The 19,829-nt window shown below is 73.5% G+C and carries 17 protein-coding genes, 1 tRNA gene and 1 pseudogene; 6 read left to right on the top strand and 13 right to left on the bottom strand.

All coding sequences use genetic code 11. The features are described 5' to 3' along the window. Positions 1-141: 141 nt before the first annotated feature. The 3 genes and pseudogenes from IE109_RS30060 to IE109_RS30050 form a co-directional block, all read right to left on the bottom strand. Positions 142-729, bottom strand: a complete 588-nt coding sequence (locus tag IE109_RS30060; protein ID WP_189554515.1) for a lytic polysaccharide monooxygenase auxiliary activity family 9 protein — start codon at positions 727-729, stop codon at positions 142-144. 142 nt (positions 730-871) lie between these two features. Further along, positions 872-2,050 (bottom strand): annotated as a pseudogene (locus IE109_RS30055) (SPFH domain-containing protein); the annotation flags it as partial. 199 nt (positions 2,051-2,249) lie between these two features. Further along, positions 2,250-3,584, bottom strand: coding sequence for a peptidoglycan-binding protein (locus IE109_RS30050; protein WP_189554513.1), 1,335 nt, complete (start codon positions 3,582-3,584; stop codon positions 2,250-2,252). 196 nt (positions 3,585-3,780) lie between these two features. On the opposite strand from IE109_RS30050, the gene IE109_RS30045 reads away from it, so the two are divergent. The 3 genes from IE109_RS30045 to glxA all read left to right on the top strand — a co-directional run bounded on the left by IE109_RS30045 (position 3,781) and on the right by glxA (position 8,192). After that, positions 3,781-3,854, top strand: a tRNA-Lys gene (locus tag IE109_RS30045). A 412-nt stretch (positions 3,855-4,266) separates the two neighbouring features. Next, positions 4,267-6,243: a glycosyltransferase family 2 protein gene (locus IE109_RS30040; RefSeq protein ID WP_189554512.1), complete on the top strand. Its 1,977-nt coding sequence runs from the start codon at positions 4,267-4,269 to the stop codon at positions 6,241-6,243. Beyond that, positions 6,240-8,192 carry a radical copper oxidase GlxA gene (gene glxA / locus IE109_RS30035; protein ID WP_189554511.1) on the top strand — a complete coding sequence of 651 codons (1,953 nt, stop codon included), beginning with the start codon at positions 6,240-6,242 and terminating at the stop codon, positions 8,190-8,192. Before IE109_RS30040 ends, glxA begins: the two co-directional genes overlap by 4 nt. Positions 8,193-8,262: 70 nt before the next feature. Here the strand turns inward: glxA and IE109_RS30030 are convergent, their stop codons facing one another. The 6 genes from IE109_RS30030 to IE109_RS30005 form a co-directional block, all read right to left on the bottom strand. Then, positions 8,263-9,294: a glycoside hydrolase family 6 protein gene (locus tag IE109_RS30030; RefSeq protein WP_189554534.1), complete on the bottom strand. Its 1,032-nt coding sequence runs from the start codon at positions 9,292-9,294 to the stop codon at positions 8,263-8,265. 152 nt (positions 9,295-9,446) lie between these two features. Continuing rightward, the gene (locus IE109_RS30025) at positions 9,447-10,130 is read right to left on the bottom strand and encodes a class F sortase (protein ID WP_373297803.1); all 684 of its coding nucleotides are present in this window, start codon (positions 10,128-10,130) and stop codon (positions 9,447-9,449) included. Then, entirely contained in the window at positions 10,127-10,714 is a 588-nt protein-coding gene (locus tag IE109_RS30020; protein WP_189554509.1) for a hypothetical protein, read from the bottom strand. The genes IE109_RS30025 and IE109_RS30020 overlap by 4 nt, the downstream gene beginning before the upstream one ends. A 114-nt stretch (positions 10,715-10,828) precedes the next feature. Continuing rightward, complete coding sequence (locus IE109_RS30015; RefSeq protein WP_189554508.1) at positions 10,829-11,608, bottom strand: HAD-IIA family hydrolase; 780 nt, start codon at positions 11,606-11,608, stop codon at positions 10,829-10,831. 420 nt (positions 11,609-12,028) lie between these two features. Continuing rightward, complete coding sequence (locus tag IE109_RS30010) at positions 12,029-12,820, bottom strand: hypothetical protein (RefSeq protein WP_189554507.1); 792 nt, start codon at positions 12,818-12,820, stop codon at positions 12,029-12,031. A 259-nt stretch (positions 12,821-13,079) separates the two neighbouring features. Beyond that, complete coding sequence (locus IE109_RS30005; protein WP_229891727.1) at positions 13,080-14,147, bottom strand: ROK family transcriptional regulator; 1,068 nt, start codon at positions 14,145-14,147, stop codon at positions 13,080-13,082. A 56-nt stretch (positions 14,148-14,203) separates the two neighbouring features. On the opposite strand from IE109_RS30005, the gene IE109_RS30000 reads away from it, so the two are divergent. Continuing rightward, positions 14,204-15,271 (top strand): Gfo/Idh/MocA family oxidoreductase, encoded by a 1,068-nt coding sequence (locus IE109_RS30000; RefSeq protein ID WP_189554506.1) that lies wholly within the window; start codon positions 14,204-14,206, stop codon positions 15,269-15,271. Next, complete coding sequence (locus IE109_RS29995; protein WP_189554505.1) at positions 15,268-15,774, top strand: heme-degrading domain-containing protein; 507 nt, start codon at positions 15,268-15,270, stop codon at positions 15,772-15,774. Before IE109_RS30000 ends, IE109_RS29995 begins: the two co-directional genes overlap by 4 nt. Before the next feature lie 71 nt (positions 15,775-15,845). Here the strand turns inward: IE109_RS29995 and IE109_RS29990 are convergent, their stop codons facing one another. Then, complete coding sequence (locus IE109_RS29990; protein WP_229891725.1) at positions 15,846-16,355, bottom strand: DUF2000 domain-containing protein; 510 nt, start codon at positions 16,353-16,355, stop codon at positions 15,846-15,848. 49 nt (positions 16,356-16,404) lie between these two features. On the opposite strand from IE109_RS29990, the gene IE109_RS29985 reads away from it, so the two are divergent. After that, complete coding sequence (locus IE109_RS29985) at positions 16,405-17,223, top strand: AraC family transcriptional regulator (RefSeq protein ID WP_189554504.1); 819 nt, start codon at positions 16,405-16,407, stop codon at positions 17,221-17,223. A gap of 428 nt (positions 17,224-17,651) precedes the next feature. On the opposite strand, the gene IE109_RS29980 is transcribed toward IE109_RS29985, so the two are convergent. The 3 genes from IE109_RS29980 to IE109_RS29970 form a co-directional block, all read right to left on the bottom strand. After that, a complete protein-coding gene (locus IE109_RS29980) occupies positions 17,652-18,509 on the bottom strand; it encodes a fumarylacetoacetate hydrolase family protein (protein ID WP_189554503.1) in 858 nt (285 codons plus the stop codon). Between the two features lie 101 nt (positions 18,510-18,610). Further along, on the bottom strand, positions 18,611-19,303 hold the full coding sequence (locus IE109_RS29975; RefSeq protein ID WP_189554502.1) for a YidC/Oxa1 family membrane protein insertase: 693 nt from the start codon (positions 19,301-19,303) through the stop codon (positions 18,611-18,613). 91 nt (positions 19,304-19,394) lie between these two features. Beyond that, positions 19,395-19,703 carry a DUF6412 domain-containing protein gene (locus IE109_RS29970; protein ID WP_229891722.1) on the bottom strand — a complete coding sequence of 103 codons (309 nt, stop codon included), beginning with the start codon at positions 19,701-19,703 and terminating at the stop codon, positions 19,395-19,397. Positions 19,704-19,829: the final 126 nt, after the last annotated feature.

Raw genomic sequence — 19,829 nt, 5'->3', positions numbered from 1 at the left:
CAGGGCCTGCCGGTGCCGGCGCGTACGGGGATCCATGGGGCCACGGTGGGCGCCGGACTCACGGCGCCACCATGGCCCCGGCGGGTGTACGCGGGGTGGGGCAGGCCCTGCCGCCGCACGGCGGCCGGCCATCGACCGGCGTCAGAACTGCACGTCGGAGCAGGCGTAGAAGGCGTTCGTCGTGTCCGCGACCGTCCAGACGGCCAGGATCAGGTGCTTGCCGGTCTTCCCGCTCGGAATGGTGCCCTGGTGGCTGAGCGTGGACGGCGGCTGGGCGTTGTAGGGGACGGTCAGGAACGGCTGGGGGTCCAGGGCCGCGCGGGTGAGCGGCGCGGACTGGTTCCACCCGTTCTTGGTGATGTAGTACTTGAAGTCGGTGGTGCGGTGCCGCGCGGTGAACTGCCAGCGGAAGGTGAAGCTCTGGCCGCCGGTCACCCGCGTGGCGGGCCAGGAGCCGCCTCGGGGGTCGTCGAGCTGGGCGAACTGCCCGTTGCCGCCGGAGCAGATCCTTCCGTCGGCGGGGCCGCCGGCCGGGAAGCCCTTGGGCCCCTCGACCGACTGCGGCTCCCACTGGATGTTGCCGCAGTTGGACACGGTGCCGTTGGCACAGAGCTTCTGACGGCTGATGGGTGAGTCGGTGTAGCCGTGGCTGCTGGCGCTGCCGGTGGCCACGAGGGAGACCCCGGCCACGCCGAGGGCCACCAGGGCCGCGCCTATCTTGTGTCGCATGCTGTCGCTCCTGACAGAACGTGGGGGAGTTCGATGAGCCCTGCTGCACGCGTGCGTGGGTGGTGCGGGTGGTACCAGTGCTGGCGATCCGGTCTAGACCAAGTTCCAATGTATGGACGTTAGTTGAACATGTCCATACCAATCACGGGCCTTCGACCGGACCACTGCGACCCGTGTAGAAGGCCACCGTCAGGTCCTTGACCAGCGCCTTGCGGTCGTAGTCGTCCAGTTCGACCAGACCACGCGTGGTCAGCCGGTGGACCATGTCGTCGACCGCGTCCACCACGGACGTGAGCACCGCGTCCCGGTGCTTGGCGTCGATCGCCGCGACCCGGCGCCGCTGCATGGCGGCCGCGATCTCCGGCGCGTACTCGATCCGGGTCGGCTGCGCCGAGAAGACGTCGATGCCGACCGGGGCGCACTCCGCCGACAGCATCCGGGTCAGCGCCTCCCCCACCACCTCCGCGTCCCGCAGGGTCATCGGGGCGTCCTCGTGGATGGGTGTCCCCCCGCCGGGGACGGGGGCGGCGTCGGCCGGCAGCCGGGACAGCACCCGGGCCATCGCGGCCTCCACCTGCTCGCGCAGGTACCGCTCGTGGTCCGCCACCCCGAGGGCGGCCCGCACGGTGTCGCGGATGCGCCACACCACCAGCACGACCACCCGCAGCGCGGTGCCGTGCGCGTCGACGGCCGGGATCGGCTCGCTGCGCCAGTGCCGCAGCCGTACGTCGATCCGGCGGCGCAGCAGCAGCGGGCTCACCCACATGAGCCCGGTGCGCCGGACGCTGCCCCGGTAGTCCCCGAAGAGCGTGAGGACCCACGCGTACCCGACCCTCCCCCGGCACAGCCCGCCGAAGGAGAACAGCACCCCGAGCACGCCCAGCGCCAGCAGCGCCCAGACGCCGAGCCCGATGCCGTTGTACGGGCGGGACGGCAGCCCCAGCATGGCGGTCACCACCGGGGGCACCGCCCCGGTCCACCACAGCAGCGCGGCGCACCCGGCGAGCGCGACCGCCCCGGCCGCCACCCCGGCCCACCCGGGCAGCACCGGCCCGGGCCGTTCGGCCGGCTCGGCGTCGGCCGGCGGCACGGTCCGGCGGGCCGGGCCCGGCACCCTCACGGCCCCCGCGGCCGGACCGCCCGGCACGGTCGCCGCCTCTCCGGCAGCGGTACGCGCGCCGCCCGGTGCCCGCCCCCGTACGACCGTGACCGGTCCGGTGTCCAACGCTCCGGGGCCGGCCTTCCCGTCGTCGCGGAACAGCAGGTGCACCGGGATGGGCCCGGTGGTCTCGTTCCCGATGACGGGAACCCGCCGGCCGGCCGTCGTCCCGCCGGTCGTCCACCCGGTGGTCGTCCCACCGGTCGCCGCCCCGGTCGCCGTACCGCCGGTCGTCCCGCCAATCGCCGCCCCGGTGGTCGTACCGCCGGGGGTCCCGCCAATCGCCGCCCCGGTGGTCGTACCGCCGGTCGTCCCGCCGCCCTCCGGCGTCGCCGTACTCAACCCTGCCTCCTCGTGTCGGTCATCGGAACAGCCGCCGCCAGGTCTCGGGGCCCGGGTAGCCGTTGGCGGCGGCGCCCCGCCAGCCCTGGGCGCGCTGGAACGCCTCGACGTTGCGCCGGTCGGCCTCGCCCCAGCGCGGTCCCGGCCCCGAGCGGTAGTGGTCGCCGAAGCCGCGCCGCACCAACTGGCGCCCCAGCCGTTCGACGTGTTCGTTCGCCCGGCCGGGCCGGAAGTGGGCGCGGCCGGGGAAGGGGGGCGCCTGGGTCGACGCCCCGGAGCCGGAGGGGATGTCGCGCCCCTGTCCGCTCACCAGCAGCCGCCAGGTGTGCGGTCCCGGCAGCCCGTCCGCTTCCCGCCCGGTCCAGCCCTGCGCCCGCTGGAACGCCCGCGTCGCCCTCCGGTCCGCCTCGCTCCAGCGCGGCCCGGGCCCGGAGCGGTAGAAGCGCCGGCCGCCCCGCTCCCCGAGCATCCGCCCGAGCCGGGTGACGTGCCGGTTCTCCGCCCCCGGCCCGAAGGACCCGGAGCCCGGGTAGGCCGCGGAGGCACCGGGGCTGCCGGGGCTTCCGGGGGTGCCTCCGCTCAGGCCCTTGTAGCGGTAGGCGACGTAGCGGCCGGAGTTGTTCCAGTACGCCATCGGGGTGGCCAGCCTGCGGGCGTGCGGCCTGGTCTGCTCGTAGGCGGTGTAGGAGGTGTGCGTGTAGTCGGTCCAGCCGCCGAAGAGGGTGACGTGCGAGCCCCGGTTGGGGTCGGCCGGATTGTGGAAGAGCAGGATGTCGCCGGGCTGGAGCTCGGAGCGGTCCAGGCGGGTGCCGAACCGGCCGAGGGAGCCGGTCCACTCGTTGCCCGCGAGGTTCCAGGCCATCGACACGAACCCCGAGCAGTCCTGGCGGTAGCCGTCCGTCCAGTACTTCTCCATGGAGTAGGGGACCTTCGCGGCGACCCAGCGCTTGGCCCGGTTGATGATCTCGGCGCGGGTGGACCGGCGCAGCGAGGGCGCGGAGACGTGTCCGCCCGTCGGCCCGGCGTGCGGGCGTCCGTGCAGGGGTCCGGCGCCGCCCTGCGGGGTGGAGGCGTCCGGGTCGTCCCGGTCCCGGCCGGGGGCCGCGGGGCCGGCGGGCCCGGCGGGGCCCGCCGGGTGGGTGACGGTGACCGCGCCGCCCGTCCCGGCCCCGGCGCCGAGGGCGACCCCGGCGGCGGTGAACAGGACCAGGGCGCGCCGCGCGCCGTGGGCGGCGGGGTGGCCGCCGGCCCGCACGGCGAGACGGAGGGCGGTCTCGCGCCGCTGCCGGGCACAGCCGGTGCAGGGACAGTCGGGGGCGGGCTCGTACTCCTCGAAGACCGGTACGGCGGCCATGCGCTTCCCCTCCAGGTTCTTCCGGTGCTGCGGTACGGGCGCCAGTGTCTCAACTGACCCGACATGTCGCATTTTGACGGTCTAAAGGGAAAAAACGGTCAGCCGACAGGCCGGGACGACCCCTTTCATCGCCCGGCGGCGCCCAGGGCGGTCCGGACCACCCCCGGCCATCGGGTAGAGTTGTGCAGGTCAGCAGGCGCCGCTAGCTCAGTTGGTTAGAGCAGCTGACTCTTAATCAGCGGGTCCGGGGTTCGAGTCCCTGGCGGCGCACGCGAGACTGAGGCCCCCTCACCACGGGTGAGGGGGCCTCAGTCGTGCCCACGCCCCCGAGTCACCCATAAAGCGTGCATATGCCCGATAAACAGTCTATTTCACCCTTGCGCTCGGGTGAGAGGGCGGCAGACCCTATCCTGGAGCCGGTGTCCTCAATGGGACACGTGGTTCCTGCAGTTGGCGGCAGTGTCGGGAGATGCTCCGGATGCGGGAACCACGGGGTGGGGGCCCCGTTCACGCAGGGACGCCGTGACAGGCATCATGCAACCGGAAGGCCGTCTTTCCCTGTCCTCGGGAATGGTGGCCGGCCACCGAAGTGCCGGAACACGCCGGTTCAGGGGGACTGCGCGCTCCGGACGCAAACGAACACGACCGATCACGCACCAGCATGCGTGCGGGGGGATGACTCATGACGTCGACGCCGACCGGCGCCCGGCAGGACAACGACCCATCCCGGACCGCTCAGCTTCGGGTTCCCCCGCAGCTCCGGACCGGCGGACCCCGGCAGCGCGGCGCCGCCGCCAAGCCGCTGCCGCGCTACGACTACGAGCACTACAGCAGGCTCGCCGGGCCGCTCACCCAGCCGGACCCGGCCAAGCCGTACAAGGTGCAGTACCGCTCCCTGATCTCCCAGGAGCCGCACCGTGTGCGGGTCGCGCTGATGCTCGCCGCCGCCCCGGTGCTGTCGCTGGTGCTGCTGGTGTGGCTGCTCCAGCCGTCGCACTGGACCGAGCGCGACCACCCGGCCTTCGCCTGGCTGCCGGCCCTCGACGTCGTGATGCTCGTCTCGATCGGCCTGATCGAGTTCTTCCGCTGCATGAACGTGCTGTCGAACGCCCACGCGACCCTCGTCGCCCGCGACCCGGTCCCGGTCGTGCCGGAGACCGGCACCCGCGTCGCCTTCCTCACCTCCTTCGTCCCGGGCAAGGAGCCCCTGGAGATGGTGACGAAGACGCTGGAGGCGGCGGTCAGGATCAGGCACCGCGGCCTGATGCACGTCTGGCTGCTCGACGAGGGGAACGACCCCGAGGTCAAGGCCGTCTGCGAGCGCCTGGGCGTGCACCACTTCTCCCGCAAGGGCATCGCGAAGTGGAACCAGCCCACCGGCGCGCACCGCGCCAAGACCAAGCACGGCAACTACAACGCCTGGCTGGACGCGCACGGCGACAACTACGACTTCTTCGCCTCCGTCGACACCGACCACGTGCCGCTGCCGAACTACCTGGAGCGGATGCTCGGCTTCTTCCGGGACCCGGACGTCGGCTTCGTCATCGGCCCGCAGGTCTACGGCAACTACGACAACTTCGTCACCAAGGCCGCCGAGTCGCAGCAGTTCCTCTTCCACGCGCTGATCCAGCGCGCCGGCAACCGCTACGGCGCGCCGATGTTCGTCGGCACGTCGAACGCCGTGCGCATCAGGGCGCTCAAGCAGATCGGCGGCCTGTACGACTCGATCACCGAGGACATGGCGACCGGCTTCGAGATCCACCGCCACAAAAACCCGGCGACGGGCAACAAGTGGCGCTCGGTCTACACCCCGGACGTACTCGCGGTCGGCGAGGGGCCCAGCGCCTGGACGGACTTCTTCACCCAGCAGATGCGCTGGTCGCGCGGTACGTACGAGACGATCCTCAAGCAGTACTGGAAGGGCTGGTACTCGCTGCCGCCGAGCAAGCTCTTCAACTACACGATGATGATCATCTTCTACCCGATGTCCGCCCTGAACTGGATCCTCGCCGCCCTCAGTTGCGCGCTGTTCCTGGGCCTGGGCGCCTCGGGTGTGAACATCGACCCCACCGTGTGGCTGATGCTCTACGGCAACGCCTCCGCGCTCCAGATCGGCCTCTACGTCTGGAACCGCCGCCACAACGTCTCCCCGCACGAGCCGGAGGGGTCCGGCGGCGTGGCCGGCATGCTCATGTCCGCGCTGTCCGCGCCGCTCTACGCCAAGGCCCTGGTCGACTCCGCCCTGCGCCGCAAGAGCAAGTTCGTGGTCACCCCCAAGGGCGACTCGGCCAGCCCGGACCGGTGGTTCGGGACCTTCCGGTACCACTGGTACTTCATCGGCATCTTCGGCGCCTCCATCGCCGCCGGCTTCGTCTTCGGGCACTCCCACCCCGCCATGATCATCTGGGCGTCGTTCGCCACGCTGGTCACCGCGACGCCGATCTTCGTCTGGCGGCACATGCTGCGGCAGGAGAGGAAGCGCCCCGCCCGGCACGGAGGGGGCCGGCCGCCGCAGCCGCCCGAGCCCGCCGAGCCCGCCGAGCCCGTCGAGCCGGCCGAGCCCGTCGAGCCGGCCGTGGGCCCCGCGCCGCAGGCCAGGCCGAGCTGGGCCGAGCAGAACGACACCATGCAGATCGCCCTTGGGGGACGTAACAAATGAGCAGCCTGCCCGTCCGGCCGAACCACCGGCGGAACCGCGCCCGTCGCATCCTGATAGGCACGGCGGTGGTCGCGGTGGTCGCCGGGTTCAACGGACCGGCCCTGTACCGGTACGGCTCGGAGCAGTACCACGACTACACGATCAACAAGCCGGAGTACAAGGCCGCCAACGGCCACTGGGACTTCCTCGACGTCCCCTCCGAGTTCCGGATCAACACCATCCACGCGGCCCTGCTGCACACCGGCAAGGTGCTGCTGGTCGCCGGCTCCGGCAACAACCAGAAGAACTTCGACGCGAACAAGTTCGAGTCGGTCCTGTGGGACCCGAGGACGAACGCGTTCAAGATGATTCCCACGCCGAAGGACATGTTCTGCTCCGGGCACACACAGCTGCCCGACGGAAAGCTCCTCATCGCCGGCGGCACCAAGCGGTACGAGAAGCTCCAGGGAGACGTGACCAAGGCCGGCGGCCTGATGATCGTCCACAACGAGGACCCGGACAAGCCCATCACGCTGCCCGCCGGGACGAAGTTCACCGGCAAGGCCAACGGCAAGACGTTCGTCTCCAAGGACCCGGTCCTGGTGGAGAAGGCCGAGAAGGTCTTCGACAAGACCACCGGTCGCTTCCTGCGCACCCAGCCCGGGCTGGGCCGGATCTACGTCGAGGCCGAGGAGTCCGGCAAGGAGTTCGAGACCGGCACCGAGGACAACTACAAGGTCGAGGGCCTCACGGGCAAGGACGCCCGCAACGTCTACGGCATGGCGCAGAAGCTCGCGCTCGACAAGAAGGACTTCCAGGGCATCAGGGACGCCTTCGAGTTCGACCCGGTCGCCGAGAAGTACGTCAAGGTCGACCCGATGAACGAGGCGCGCTGGTACCCCACGCTGACCACGCTCAAGGACGGCAAGGTCCTCGCCCTGTCCGGCCTCGACGAGATCGGGCAGATCGTCCCCGGCAAGGACGAGATCTACGACCCGAAGACGAAGACGTGGAAGTACACCGGGATCGAGCGGCGCTTCCCGACGTACCCCGCCATCTTCCTGATGGACAACGGCAAGCTCTTCTACTCGGGTTCCAACGCCGGGTACGGGCCGGCCGACGTCGGCCGTGACCCGGGCGTCTGGGACCTGGAGACCAATACGTTCCGCAAGATCCCCGGCCTGAGCGACGCGGACCGGATGGAGACGTCCGCGACGGTCATGCTGCCGCCCGCCCAGGACCAGCGGTTCATGGTCATCGGGGGCGGCGGGGTCGGCGAGTCCCAGGAGTCCAGCGAGAAGTCCCGGCTGGTCGACCTGAAGGACCCGAACCCGCGCTTCAAGGACGGCGCCTCCCTCGACCGGGGCACCCGCTACCCGAGCGCCTCGCTGATGCCGGACGACACCGTGCTGGTCACCGGAGGCTCCGAGGACTACCGGGGCCGTGGCGACTCCAACGTCCTGGAGGCGCGGACGTACGACCCGAAGACCGGGAAGTACACCCGCGTCGCCGACCCGCGGGTGGGCCGCAACTACCACTCCGGTTCGGTGCTGCTGCCCGACGGCCGCGTGATGATCTTCGGCTCGGACTCGCTCTTCGCCGACAAGGCCAACACCAAGCCGGGCGTCTTCGAGCAGCGCATCGAGATCTACACCCCGCCCTACCTCTACCGGGACTCCCGGCCCGAGGTCACCGGCGGCCCGGCCAGGATCAAGCGCGGCGGGAGCGGGGTCTTCAAGACCCCGGACGCCGCGAGGATCACGACCGCGAAGCTGCTGCGGCCGAGCGCCGTCACCCATGTCACCGACGTCGACCAGCGCTCGATCGCCCTGGAGACGAAGAAGACCGCCGACGGCATCGAGGTCACCGTCCCGAAGAACCGGGCCCTGGTCCCCTCCGGCTGGTACATGCTCTTCGTCACCGACGACAAGGGCACGCCGTCCGAGGCGGTGTGGGTCGAGGTTCCGTAGGGCGGGCTCACGCATGTGAAGGGGCGCCCCCGGAGGGGGCGCCCCTTCACATGCGCCGGGTCGGCCGGTCCTACCTGGTGTTGCGCGCGAGCTCCAGGGCGTACTCCGGGAACCAGTCGCCCGCCCGGGGGCCGCCCTTGCAGTCGCCGTCCGACTCGCCGGGGCGCTTGATCCACAGGTAGGCGTCGACCAGCGGGTCGTCCGTCTTCGTGGTGGGCGTCTCGCCGAGGGCACGGCCCGGTGGGTTGCACCAGTTCTCGGCGGGGTCGCCCTTGGTGTAGGGGCCGTTGCCGTTGCGGCTGGTGTCGATGACGAACGGCTTGCCGCCGACCTTCTTCGACACCTTCCTGCCGTACTCCTTGCTGGCCTCGGTGGTCTGGAAGTTGGCCACGTTCACCGCGAAGCCGTCGGCCTCGGCGACGCCCGCCCACTTCAGCGGCTCGAAGATCTGGTCCGGCTTGCCCCAGCCGGCGTTGCCCGCGTCCAGGTACACCTTGGTGTTCGGCAGCTGCTTCAGCCGCTTGACGGCACCCTTCAGCAGGTCGTACCGCTCCTCGTGGTACCGCTCCTCGGTGCAGCCGTCCACCATGTGCATCACCGCGTCCGGCTCCACGACCACCGTGGCCCGCCGGTCGCCGATGCCCTGGGCGACCTTGTCCAGCCACGCGCGGTACGCGTCGCCGTCGGCGGCGCCGCCCGCGGAGTGCTGGCCGCAGTCGCGGTGCGGGATGTTGTAGAGGACCAGCACCGCGTCCCGGTCCGCCTTCGTGGCGGCCTCGGTGAAGCCGCGGGCGTCCTCCTCGGGCTGCTCCGTGCCGACCCACTCGCCCACCGGCTGGGAGGCGATCCTCCTGATCAGCTCGGCGTCGTCCTTCCTGCCCTCCCGCAGGTAACTCTCCACCTGCTGGGCCGCCTTGCTGCCGGGGTTCACCCAGAACGGATCGGCCGCCTTCGGCTGCTGGCTCACCCCGGGCAGGGCCTTCGGTTCCCTGCCGCCGCCGGCGTCGGGGGAGGTACAGGCCGCCAGCAGCAATGCCACGGCGCCCACCGCCCCCGCCGCGGCCGCCCTCACGCGGGCAGACCCGGTGCAACTGCCGTACATCCACTCCCCCTCGGGTGCGCTCTGCACGGGGCCACCCCCCAGGCGCCCCTCCCGGACAACCCGGTCCAATCCATCCTGACACACGGGTCGCGAGGGCCACGAGGGCGGCCACCCGCCCCCGGCGACGGCCCTCGGCCGGGCCGGCCGGGCCATCACCCGCCCGGAGCGCCGCGGTCACCGGTCAGATAGCCGGAGACGACGACGTTCGCGGTGTAGGTGCCCGTCGCGCGGTCGAAGGTGCCGCCGCAGGTGATCAGGCGCAGCTCGGCACGGCCGGGTTGCCGCTGGCCGTACGCCTTCCTCGGGTCGAACTCGTCGCGGGCGAAGACCCGCACGTCGTCGATGGTGAACTCGGCGACCGAGCCGTCCGTCCGGGTCACCTCGATCCGCTCGCCGGGGCGGGCGGAGCTCAGGCCGTAGAAGACGGCGGGTTTCGTCTCGGTGTCGACGTGGCCGACGAACAGCGCGGCGCCGTCGGTGCCCGGCGCGGCCCCGCCGCCGAACCAGCCGACCGTGTGCGCCTGCTCGTACGGGGGCGGGTCGATCGCGCCCGCCGCGTCCAGGGCCCGGGGCGCGACCGGGGCGGTGATCCCGAGCGACGGGACCTCCAGTCGCTCGGGCGCGGCGGGCTCCATCGGCGGCCGGGCCGGCGGCAGCGGGACGCCCAGGGGGCGGCCGACCGCGGCGACGTCACCGGTGGTGGGGGCGGACAGGCCGCCGGGGCCGGACGTGATGTCCTTCCCCCACAGCCACAGGCCCAGCAGGAGCAGGGCCCAGGCCACGCCGGTGAGCAGCCGGCCGTGTCCGGCGGAGCGCGGTGCCGAGGACACGGTCAGTCCGCCCGGGTACGGCGACGGCGGCGGGAGCTGCGGAAGGCGACGGCGACCGCCGCGACGCCCGCGAGCACCAGGCCGACCACGGTGTGCGGGGTGCCCGGCCCCTGCTCGTGCGAGCCGCCCCGGGGGGCGTCGGCGGCGAGCAGCGCCGCTCCCCCGCCTCCGGCCCGGACGGGTGCGACGGGGCTGGCCGGCGTGTGGCGGGTGACGTGGACGGTGCCGGCGTCGTGGTGGTCGCGCCCGTCGCAGTGGACGGTGAGCGGGTACGAGCCGGTGTCCAGGTGGGACTTGACGGTGGTGTCGCCGTACAGGGGACCGCCCTTGCCCTCGCGGCCGGACAGCTCGACCTCGGCGACGAACGCCTTGGACCTGACCGAGCCGTGCTTGCCGCGGCAGCCGTGGACCTGGACGTCCACGTCCTCGCCGGGTCCGGCGGTGGCCGGGACGGCCTGGGCCGTCACCTTCTCCCGGTGTTTCCCGCCGTCCCGGTTCTCCTCGCCGTCGCCGGCGTACGCGGGCCCCGCCACCAGCACCAGGACGCCGACCGTCCCCGCGGCACGGAGAGCAAACCAAGCTGAACGCATCGTGAACCTCCTGCATCGAAGATTCACCCCGTTCGGCGGTTCCCGCATCCGCACGGGGGCGGTGTTCACCCGGTCGGACGTCGCTGACCTGGGCCGATGGCGTCCGCAGCAGGGTCAGACGCGTTCCACCAGATCGGCGATCGAGTTGACCACGGTCGAGGGCCGGAAGGGGTAGCGGTCCACGTCGGCGGGGGTGGTGAGGCCGGTCAGGACGAGGAACGTCTCCATACCCGCTTCCAGCCCGGCCAGCACGTCGGTGTCCATCCGGTCGCCGATCATGGCGCTGGACTCCGAGTGGGCGCCGATGGCGTTCAGGCCGGTGCGCATCATCAGGGGGTTCGGCTTGCCCGCGAAGTACGGGTCCTTGCCGGTGGCCTTGGTGATCAGCGCGGCGACCGAGCCGGTGGCGGGCAGCGGGCCCTCGGTGGAGGGGCCGGTCTCGTCGGGGTTGGTGCAGATGAACCTGGCGCCGCCGTTGATCAGCCGGATCGCCTTGGTGAGGGACTCGAAGCTGTACGTGCGGGTCTCGCCGAGGACGACGTAGTCGGGGTCGTGGTCGGTGAGGATGTAGCCGATGTCGTGCAGCGCGGTGGTGAGGCCGGCCTCGCCGATGACGTACGCCGTGCCGCCGGGCCGCTGGTCGTCGAGGAACCGGGCGGTGGCCAGGGCGGAGGTCCAGATGTTCCGCACGGGGACGTCGAGCCCCATGCGGGCGAGGCGGGCGTGCAGGTCGCGCGCGGTGTACATGGAGTTGTTGGTGAGGACCAGGAAGGGCCTGTCCGTGTCCCGCAGCTTCCTGATGAACGCGTCGGCACCGGGGATGGGGACGCCCTCGTGGATGAGGACGCCGTCCATGTCGGTGAGCCAGGATTCGATCGGCTTGCGCTCTGCCATGGGGCGGGACTCCTGCCGTACAGGTACATGCATGCGTGCTGGGGACGCCGCGACAGCGCTGTGGCGACGCCCCCAGCCTAGTCACGATGCGGTGATCTTGACCCCGTCGATCGCCCGGTACCCGTTGTCGGACCCGGCGCGGCGGAAACGGAAGCCGACGGTGCGCGCCCGTCGGGGCCGTCGACGGTGCGCGGCCGGGGCCGGGAGACGACGTCGGAGGTGCGGCTCCTGAGCAGGGACGGTCCGCAGGCCGGCGGCAGTTCGCGCGGGGTCCGGCGGACGGTCTCGCGGGCGGCCCGTACCGGACGGCGAGGCCGCGTTCGGCGGGCAGCGCGCGCCCCGGCGGGCGGGGAAGGTGCGCGCCGGGGCGCGCGCGGAACCGAACGCGTGGTGCACGCGGGCGTCGCCCCGTCCGGCCGGTCAGCCCCGGCGGCCCCGGATGCGCCCGGCGAGGGCGAGCGTACCGGCGCCGAGGAGGAAGGCGAGTGCCGAGGCGGCGGCGACCATCAGGACGTTCCGGCCGGTCCTGGGCAGTTCCTCGGCGAACTCGCTGGCCGGCTCCTCATCCACGAGGGCGAACCGGTAATCGGCTGACTCCCCCACCCAGTCGCCGTCACCGCCGCGGCGCTGGACGATCGCGGCGTTCGCGGTGATGGTGTCGGGCCGGGCGTCGGAGGTGAAGGCGAGGCGGACGGGCACGGTGACGGTCCGGCCGGGAGGGACGACGAAGCCGCGGAAGCGGTCGCCCCCGCTGCCGGGGGTGGCGGGCCCGCCGGGGGCGCTGTCGTCGAGGACGCCGACGAGTTCGCTCTCGTCGGTCCTCTCGATCGTCACGGGGTGCTGGCGGCCGCCGTTCCCCTCGCCCCGGCTCTCGCTCTCGTAGAACTCCAGCTGGATCTGACCCGGCTTCAGGGCGCGGGTGCGGTCGGTGAAGACGATGACGGGGTGGATGTTGCCGCAGGGCTCGGTGGTGGTGTTGGTCAGCTCCACCGTCCAGGTGTGGAAGCCGCCGCCGGGCCGGTAGGCGGCGGGACCACCGCTGATGCGGGTGCGCAGGGGGAAGGCGGAGGCCGAGGGGGTGCCGCAGGTGGGCTGCCGGTCCGGGACGGCGGCCTCGAAGGCCGCGGTGCCGTCCGCCGGTGCCGCCGCGACGAGCGCGAGTACGGCGACGGCGACGGCGGGGGCGGTGGCGGTGGCGGTGCGCAGTCGCATGGGAACCTCTGGCGGCCGGTGGACGGTCGTGCCCCGAGAACCTTCCACGCGGTCGTGCCGGCGCACCGGCGGACCGGCGACCTCCCGCCGTACGGCGGCGCGGAAGTCCCCGATCGGCGCAACGCGGGTGTCCCCGGCGGCCGGGAGCGGGGCGGGGGGCGGCGGAGAGGGTACGGGGGTTGCGGGCCCGTGACTTCCGGTGGCCCGGTACGGCGTACTCGGCCGGTCACGCCTGTTGTCCCCGGTCCGGCGTGCGCCGTCAGCGGCCGAACAGGGGGGCCAGCACCAGCTGGGCCGCGCCCTCCGCCACCGGGTGGGCCGAGCCGCCCGCGAGGGCCACCGGCACCGGAGGCTCGCCCGCGCCCCGGGCACGCTCCTCCAGGACGGCGCGCACGCCCCGCAGGAACGGCTCCGGCGTACCGGTCACCACCCGGCCGCCCAGCAGCACGCGATCGATGTCCAGCAGCTTGACCAGGTTCGCGGCCCCGGCTCCCAGCACCCCGGCCGCCCCCGCGAGGTCGCCCCGCGCCACGGCGGCCAGGCACAGCACCTCCAGGCACCCGCGCCCGCCGCACCCGCACACCGGCCCGTCCAGCTGGACGGTCTGGTGCCCGAACTCCCCCGCGCCCGTCCGCGCACCCCGGTACACGGCGCCGCCCAGGACGAGCCCCGCGCCCAGGCCCGTACCGAGATGGAGGTACGCGAACGAGTCGCCGCCCGCCCCGCTCAGGGCGATGCCCAGCGCCGCCGTGTTCGTGTCCTTGTCGAGCACCACGGGCAGCCCGAGCCGACGCGCGAGCGCGTCGCGCAGCGGGAAGCCGTCCCACTCGGGGAACCCGGTCACCCGGTGCGGAACGCCCGCCGCGTGGTCGAGCGGCCCCGGCATGGCGACCCCGACCCCGAGCAGCGGGCGCGAGGTGAGGGCGGCGACCTCGCCGGCGGCCACCTCCATCACCACCTCCGCGCCCGAGCCGAGGTCCAGCGGGACGACGCTCGCCGCCACAACGGCCCCCGACAGGTCGACCAGGACCGCGGTGAGCTCGTCCCGGTCCAGGTTCAGGCCGACCGCGTGGGCGGCGCCGGGGACGAGCCGCAGGACGGTCCTCGGCTTGCCGCCCGTGGAGGCCCGCCGGCCCGCTTCGGCCGCGAGCCCCTCCTCCCGCAACCGGGCGGTGATCTTGCTGACCGCCTGCGGGGTGAGCCCGGTCCGCTCGGCCAGTTCCAGCCGGCTGGCCCCCGCCTCGCCCGCCGTCCGCAGCAGGTCGAGCACGAGCGCGGCGTTGTGGCTGCGCAGGGCCGGCAGGTTCACACCCGTTTCGCTGTTCACCGCTCCATTGTCGCGCCCGCTTGCACTTTGGCAACAGCGTTGCTTAAGTGGCGGGCATGACTGGACGACCGCTGCGCGTCGGACTCGTCGGCTACGGCCTGGCGGGCTCCGTCTTCCACGCCCCGCTGATCGCCGCGACCGAGGGCCTGGTCCTCGACACGGTCGTCACGTCCGCCCCCGAGCGGCGGCGACAGGCCCGCGAGGCGTTCCCGGACGTCCGCTTCGCCGCCTCCGCCGACGAGCTGTGGGACCGCTCCGGCGAGCTGGACCTCGTCGTGATCGCCTCGCCGAACAAGACGCACGTCCCGCTCGCGACCGCCGCGCTGAAGGCCGGGCTGCCCGTCGTCGTCGACAAGCCGGTCGCCGGCACGGCGGCGGAGGCACGCGCGCTCGCCGACCTCGCCGAGGAGCGCGGCCTGCTCCTGTCCGTCTTCCAGAACCGCCGCTGGGACAACGACTTCCTGACCCTCCGCTCGCTGATCGAGCGCGGCGAGCTCGGCGACGTACAGCGCTTCGAGTCCCGCTTCGAGCGGTGGCGGCCCAGGCTCAAGGGCGGCTGGCGCGAGTCGGGCGCACCGGAGGAGTTCGGCGGGCTGCTGTACGACCTGGGCAGCCACGTCGTCGACCAGGCGCTGGTGCTGTTCGGCCCCGCCACGCGCGTGTACGCCGAGGCCGACGTACGCCGCGAGGGCGCCGAGGCGGACGACGACACGTTCATCGCGATCACCCACGCCGGGGGCGTCCGCTCCCACCTGTACGTCAGCGCCACCGCCGCCCAGCTCGGCCCGCGCTTCCGGGTGCTCGGCTCACGGGCCGGTTACGTCAAGCACGGCCTCGACCCGCAGGAGAGCGCCCTGCGCGAGGGCGGGCGCCCCGGCCCCGGGTGGGGCACCGAGCCCGAGTCGATGTGGGGGCGCCTCGGCGCCGGCGAGTCCCCGCTGACGGGCGGCGGGACCCCGGTTCCGTCCCTCCCGGGCGCCTACCCGGCGTACTACGCCTCGATCGCCGCCGCCCTGCGCGACGGCACACCTCCGCCGGTCACCGCCCACGAGGCGGCGGCGGCGCTGGACGTCCTGGAGGCGGCGCGCCGGTCGGCCCGCGACGGTGTGGCGGTGACCCTGTGAGCAGCACGGACCCCGCGGCGGCCGGCGCCGCGACCGCCACCGCGCCGACCGTCGGTGAGCTGGAGGAGCAGCAGACCCGCCTCGCCCTGCCCCGCTTCACGTACGACGACGCCTGGACGCTCGGCACGCTCCTGGTCGGCCTGGCCCGCGAGCGGAACGCGCCGGTCGCCATCGACATCCGGCGCGGCGGCCAGCAGCTCTTCCACGCCGCGCTGCCCGGGTCGAGCGCGGACAACGACGCCTGGATCGACCGCAAGCGCCGTGTCGTCGAGCGGTACGCCGAGAGTTCCCTCCTGGTCGGCACCCGGTTCCGCGCGAAGGGCAAGTCCTTCGACACGGACTCCCGCCTGGACCCGGACCGCTACGCGGCGCACGGCGGTTCCTTCCCCCTCACGGTCACCGGCGCGGGCGTCGTCGGGACGGTCACCGTCTCGGGACTGCCGCAGCTGGAGGACCACGCGCTGGTCGTGGAAGCGCTGGAGCGCCTGGCGGGCGCCCTCTGAGCCGGCGGGCCACCCCCCTCCCCCGAGGGGTGGCCCGCCTTTCCCCTCCTCCCACGGGCCGGCCCCCGCGCTCAGGGGTGCATCCGGGCACCCTTGATCACCTTGTCGACCGCGTTGCGCGGCCCGTACACGGCGAGCCCCACCAGATCGAGCCGGTCCGCCGGCACGGCCCGTACGGCCGCGCGGTTGTCCCGGTCGTTTCCGGTGGCGAAGAGGTCCGAGGTGAACACCGACCGGGGCAGCGCGCGGGACAGGGCCCGGCCGTGCGCGGCGGTCAGCGTCTCCTTCGACGCCTCGAAGACCAGGACGGGCTGACGGAACATCGGCAGGTAGGGGGTGCCGTCGGCGTCGGCGTACGGCTCGCCGACCACCTCGGGGAGGTCCGTCCCCAGACCGCTGACCAGGAACGCGGTCACGTTCAGCCGCTGCCAGGGCTCCAGGTCCTCCCGCAGCAGGACGGCGATCTTGGTGTCGGAGCGGACGGGCGGGTCGCCGGCCGTCGCGGTGGACCCGGCCGTGGCCGAGGTCCCGCCCGTGGTCGAGGCCGTCGCGGTGGTGGTCGTGGTGGGTGTGGTGGTCATGCGCCGATGCTCCCGCCGGCCGTACCGGGGGGTCTTGTACGTTGTTTGCATGGTGACCCGGCAGGAGGTTTCCGCGTGGCGCCCGCCGGTCGCGGGTGTCGTGGAGGTCTTCCACGCCCACTTCACCGAGCACCGCTACCCCATGCACGTCCATGACGCGTGGACCCTGCTGATCGTCGACTCCGGCGCGGTCCGCTACGACCTGAACCGCCACGAGCACGGCACCCCGCGCGACACGGTGTCCCTGCTTCCGCCGCAGGTGCCGCACAACGGCTCGCCCGCCACCGCCCAGGGCTTCCGCAAGCGGGTGCTCTACCTCGACCTGACCCACCTGGACGAGAGCTTCATCGGCCCGGCGGTGGACGCACCCGACCTGTGCGACCCGGTCCTGCGCCGGCGGGTCGGACAGCTGCACACGGCCCTGGCGCACCGGGGCGACGAGCTGGAGGCGCAGAGCCGGCTCGCCCTGATCGGCGAGCGGCTGCGGGCCCACCTGCGGCCCCGGCTCGCCGCCGCCCCGAGGACGCCCGACCGCGGGGTGGCCCACGGCCTGCGGGACCTCCTCGACGCACGGCTGCTCCAGGGGCTGTCCCTGGACGAGGCCGCCCGGCTGGTGCACGCCCACCCCGCGCACCTCGTCCGGGCGTTCAGCGCCGCCTTCGGTATCGCCCCGCACCAGTACCTGACCGCCCGCCGGGTCGACCGCGCCCGGCGGCTCCTGCTGGAGGGGCGGCCCCCGGGTGCGGTGGCCGCCGCGGCCGGCTTCTACGACCAGTCGCACCTGACCCGGCACTTCAAACGGCTCGTGGGCGTCGCGCCCGGTCACTACGCCCGTACGGCCAGGGCCACGGCGGCCCGGGCCCGGTGACGGCCGAGGGCCCGGTGAGGGCCGGGGGCCCGGTGGCGGCCGAGGGCCCGGTGAGGGCCGGGGCCCGGTGAGGGCCGGGGCCCGGTGACGGCCGGGGGCCCGGTGACGGCCGGGGGCCCGGTGACGGCCGGGGGCCCGGTGACGGCCGGGGGCCCGGTGCGGCCGGGGCGGGTGGGACGAGCGGGGCGGGCGGGACGAGCGGGGCGTGGGGAGTCGACGGCGGCGGGCCGCACCGGCGCGGCGACCCGGGCGCGTACGCCCCCTGGTACCAGCGGCCCCGCCCACCGCCTGCCCCGGGTCGCGTACGACCGCGTCCCGGGGCCGGCTCGCGTGCCGTCCCGCGCCGTCCCCGCGCCGTCGTCAGGCGTCGTCCCACGCCGTCCCCGCGCCGTCGTCAGGCGTCGTCCCACGCCGTCCCCGCGCCGTCGTCAGGCGTCCTTCAGCTCCTGCCGCTGCCGCCCGAGCCCCTCGACCTCCAGCTCGACGACGTCCCCGGCGCGCAGGAACGGCTTCGGCTCCGGCTGTCCCATGGCCACGCCAGCCGGCGTACCGGTGTTGATGACGTCGCCCGGGTGGAGCGTCATGAACTGGCTGACGTACCGCACGACCTCCGCCACGGGGAAGATCTGGTCGGCCGTGGAGCCGTCCTGCTTCAGCTCGCCGTTGACCCACAACCTCAGCGACAGCGCCTGCGGGTCCGGTACCTCGTCGGCCGTCACCAGCCAGGGACCGAGCGGGTTGAACGTCTCGCAGTTCTTGCCCTTGTCCCAGGTGCCGCCGCGCTCTGTCTGGAACTCGCGCTCGGAGACGTCGTGGGCGACCGCGTACCCGGCGACGTGCGCGAGCGCGGCCTCCGCGGACTCCACGTAACGGGCGGTGCGCCCGATGACCACCGCGAGCTCGACCTCCCAGTCGGTCTTGCGGCTGGCACGCGGCACCAGCACGGTGTCGTCCGGGCCGACGACCGTGTCGGCCGCCTTGAGGAAGACGACCGGCTCGGCGGGGACCGCCTGGCCCGTCTCGGCGGCGTGGTCGTGGTAGTTCAGCCCGATGCACACGACCTTGCCGATCCGCGCGACCGGCGGCCCGATCCGCAGCCCCGTGGGGTCCAGCGCGGGTAGCACCCCCGCCCCGGCCGCGGCCCGGACCCGGTCGAGCGCGGACGCGTCGGAGAGCAGGGCTCCGTCGATGTCGGGCACGATCGCGGACAGGTCCCGCAGGACCCCGTCCCGGTCGAGCAGCGCGGGGCGCTCCGCCCCCGCCGTACCGACGCGCAGCAGCTTCATGGTCTTCTCCCTGTGGTCGAGGTAGGCCCCGGCCGATGGAGTGCGGCCATCGGAGGATTGGCCGATCCTCCAAGACAACGGTTCACCCCGCAAGACCCCGTTCACACCGTGGACGTCTCCCGGTACAGGTACGCGCGCTCGGCGGCGGTCCAGGCCGTACTCGTCACGACGTAGAGCGCGGCGGCGAGCGGCACCACGGCGACGGTGACGAGCGTGGCGAAGGACAGCAGCGGTATCACCTTGCCCACCCCGGCGCCCAGGCCCCCGGCCATGCCCCCGCCGAGCTCCGTCATCTGCCCCCGGGTGCGCCGGTAGGTGTACGTGGCGACGGCGGCGACGATCGCGAACAGCGCGAGGTACACCAGCCCGGCGTCCCCGAGGAGGCCGCCGTGGCCGAGGGCGTCCGCCCAGCGCCCGCCGAGGGGAGCGGCCAGCAGGGCGTGGCCGGTCATGCCGCCGCCGGAGAAGAGGTGGTACATCAGGAAGAAGGCGGGCGCCTGGAGCAGGCTCGGCAGGCAGCCGGCCAACGGCGACACCTTCTCCTGGGCGTGCAGCTCCAGCACCGCCCGCTGGAGCCGCTCGGGGTCCTTGGCGTGCTTCTCACGCAGTTCGGCCACCTTGGGCGCGAGCCGGGTCCGTGCCTTCTGGCCGCGTGCGGCGGCCCGGGACAGCGGGTGCACGGCGAGCCGTACGCACAAGGTGAACACGACGATCGCGGCGGCGGTGGAGGAGCCGTGGAACAGGGGCTGGAGCAGGCCGGCGAGCTGCTCGACCAGTGAGGCGAAAACGGACATGGGAAGGAGCCCTCCGAGGGTCTCGTCGTACCGGGAGAAGTGGATCTCGGCAGGACGGAACCGCGAGGAGGACCCGGAGTCCGGTGAGCCCCTACGCGGCCGTCGGAAGGAGACGGCCGGGCGCTCGGGGCCGCCGGCGCCCGGAGGCGTCGGGATCGCGCTGGGGCAGGAACGCGGTGCGGTGTTCGCGGTCGCGGATGGCCGTGCGCACCCGTGTCGGCGGGACCGCGGGTACACGGCGGGCGGCGATGACCGCGCAGGCGACCAGCTCGGAGCCGACGGCGGCGAGCGCCACGGCCGCGGAGAGGGCGCCGCCCTCGGCGTACAGGCCCTCGGAGAAGAGGAACAGCAGGAAGCCGAGCAGACCGCAGCGCGCGAGCCGCGCGACGAGACCACTCACGATCGCTCCCCTCCTCTCTCCTACGGACGCGGGCGCGTCGGCGAAGGTTCCCGCGACGGCGGCCCGGTAGCCAGAACTGTACTCGGGGCGGCACGGAAGGCGGGGTGCCGATCCCGGCCACATACG

Origin of the sequence: Streptomyces lavendofoliae (assembly GCF_014649735.1) — a bacterium.
Classification (GTDB): domain Bacteria; phylum Actinomycetota; class Actinomycetes; order Streptomycetales; family Streptomycetaceae; genus Streptomyces; species Streptomyces lavendofoliae.
This window is presented reverse-complemented; position numbering and strand designations above follow the sequence as displayed.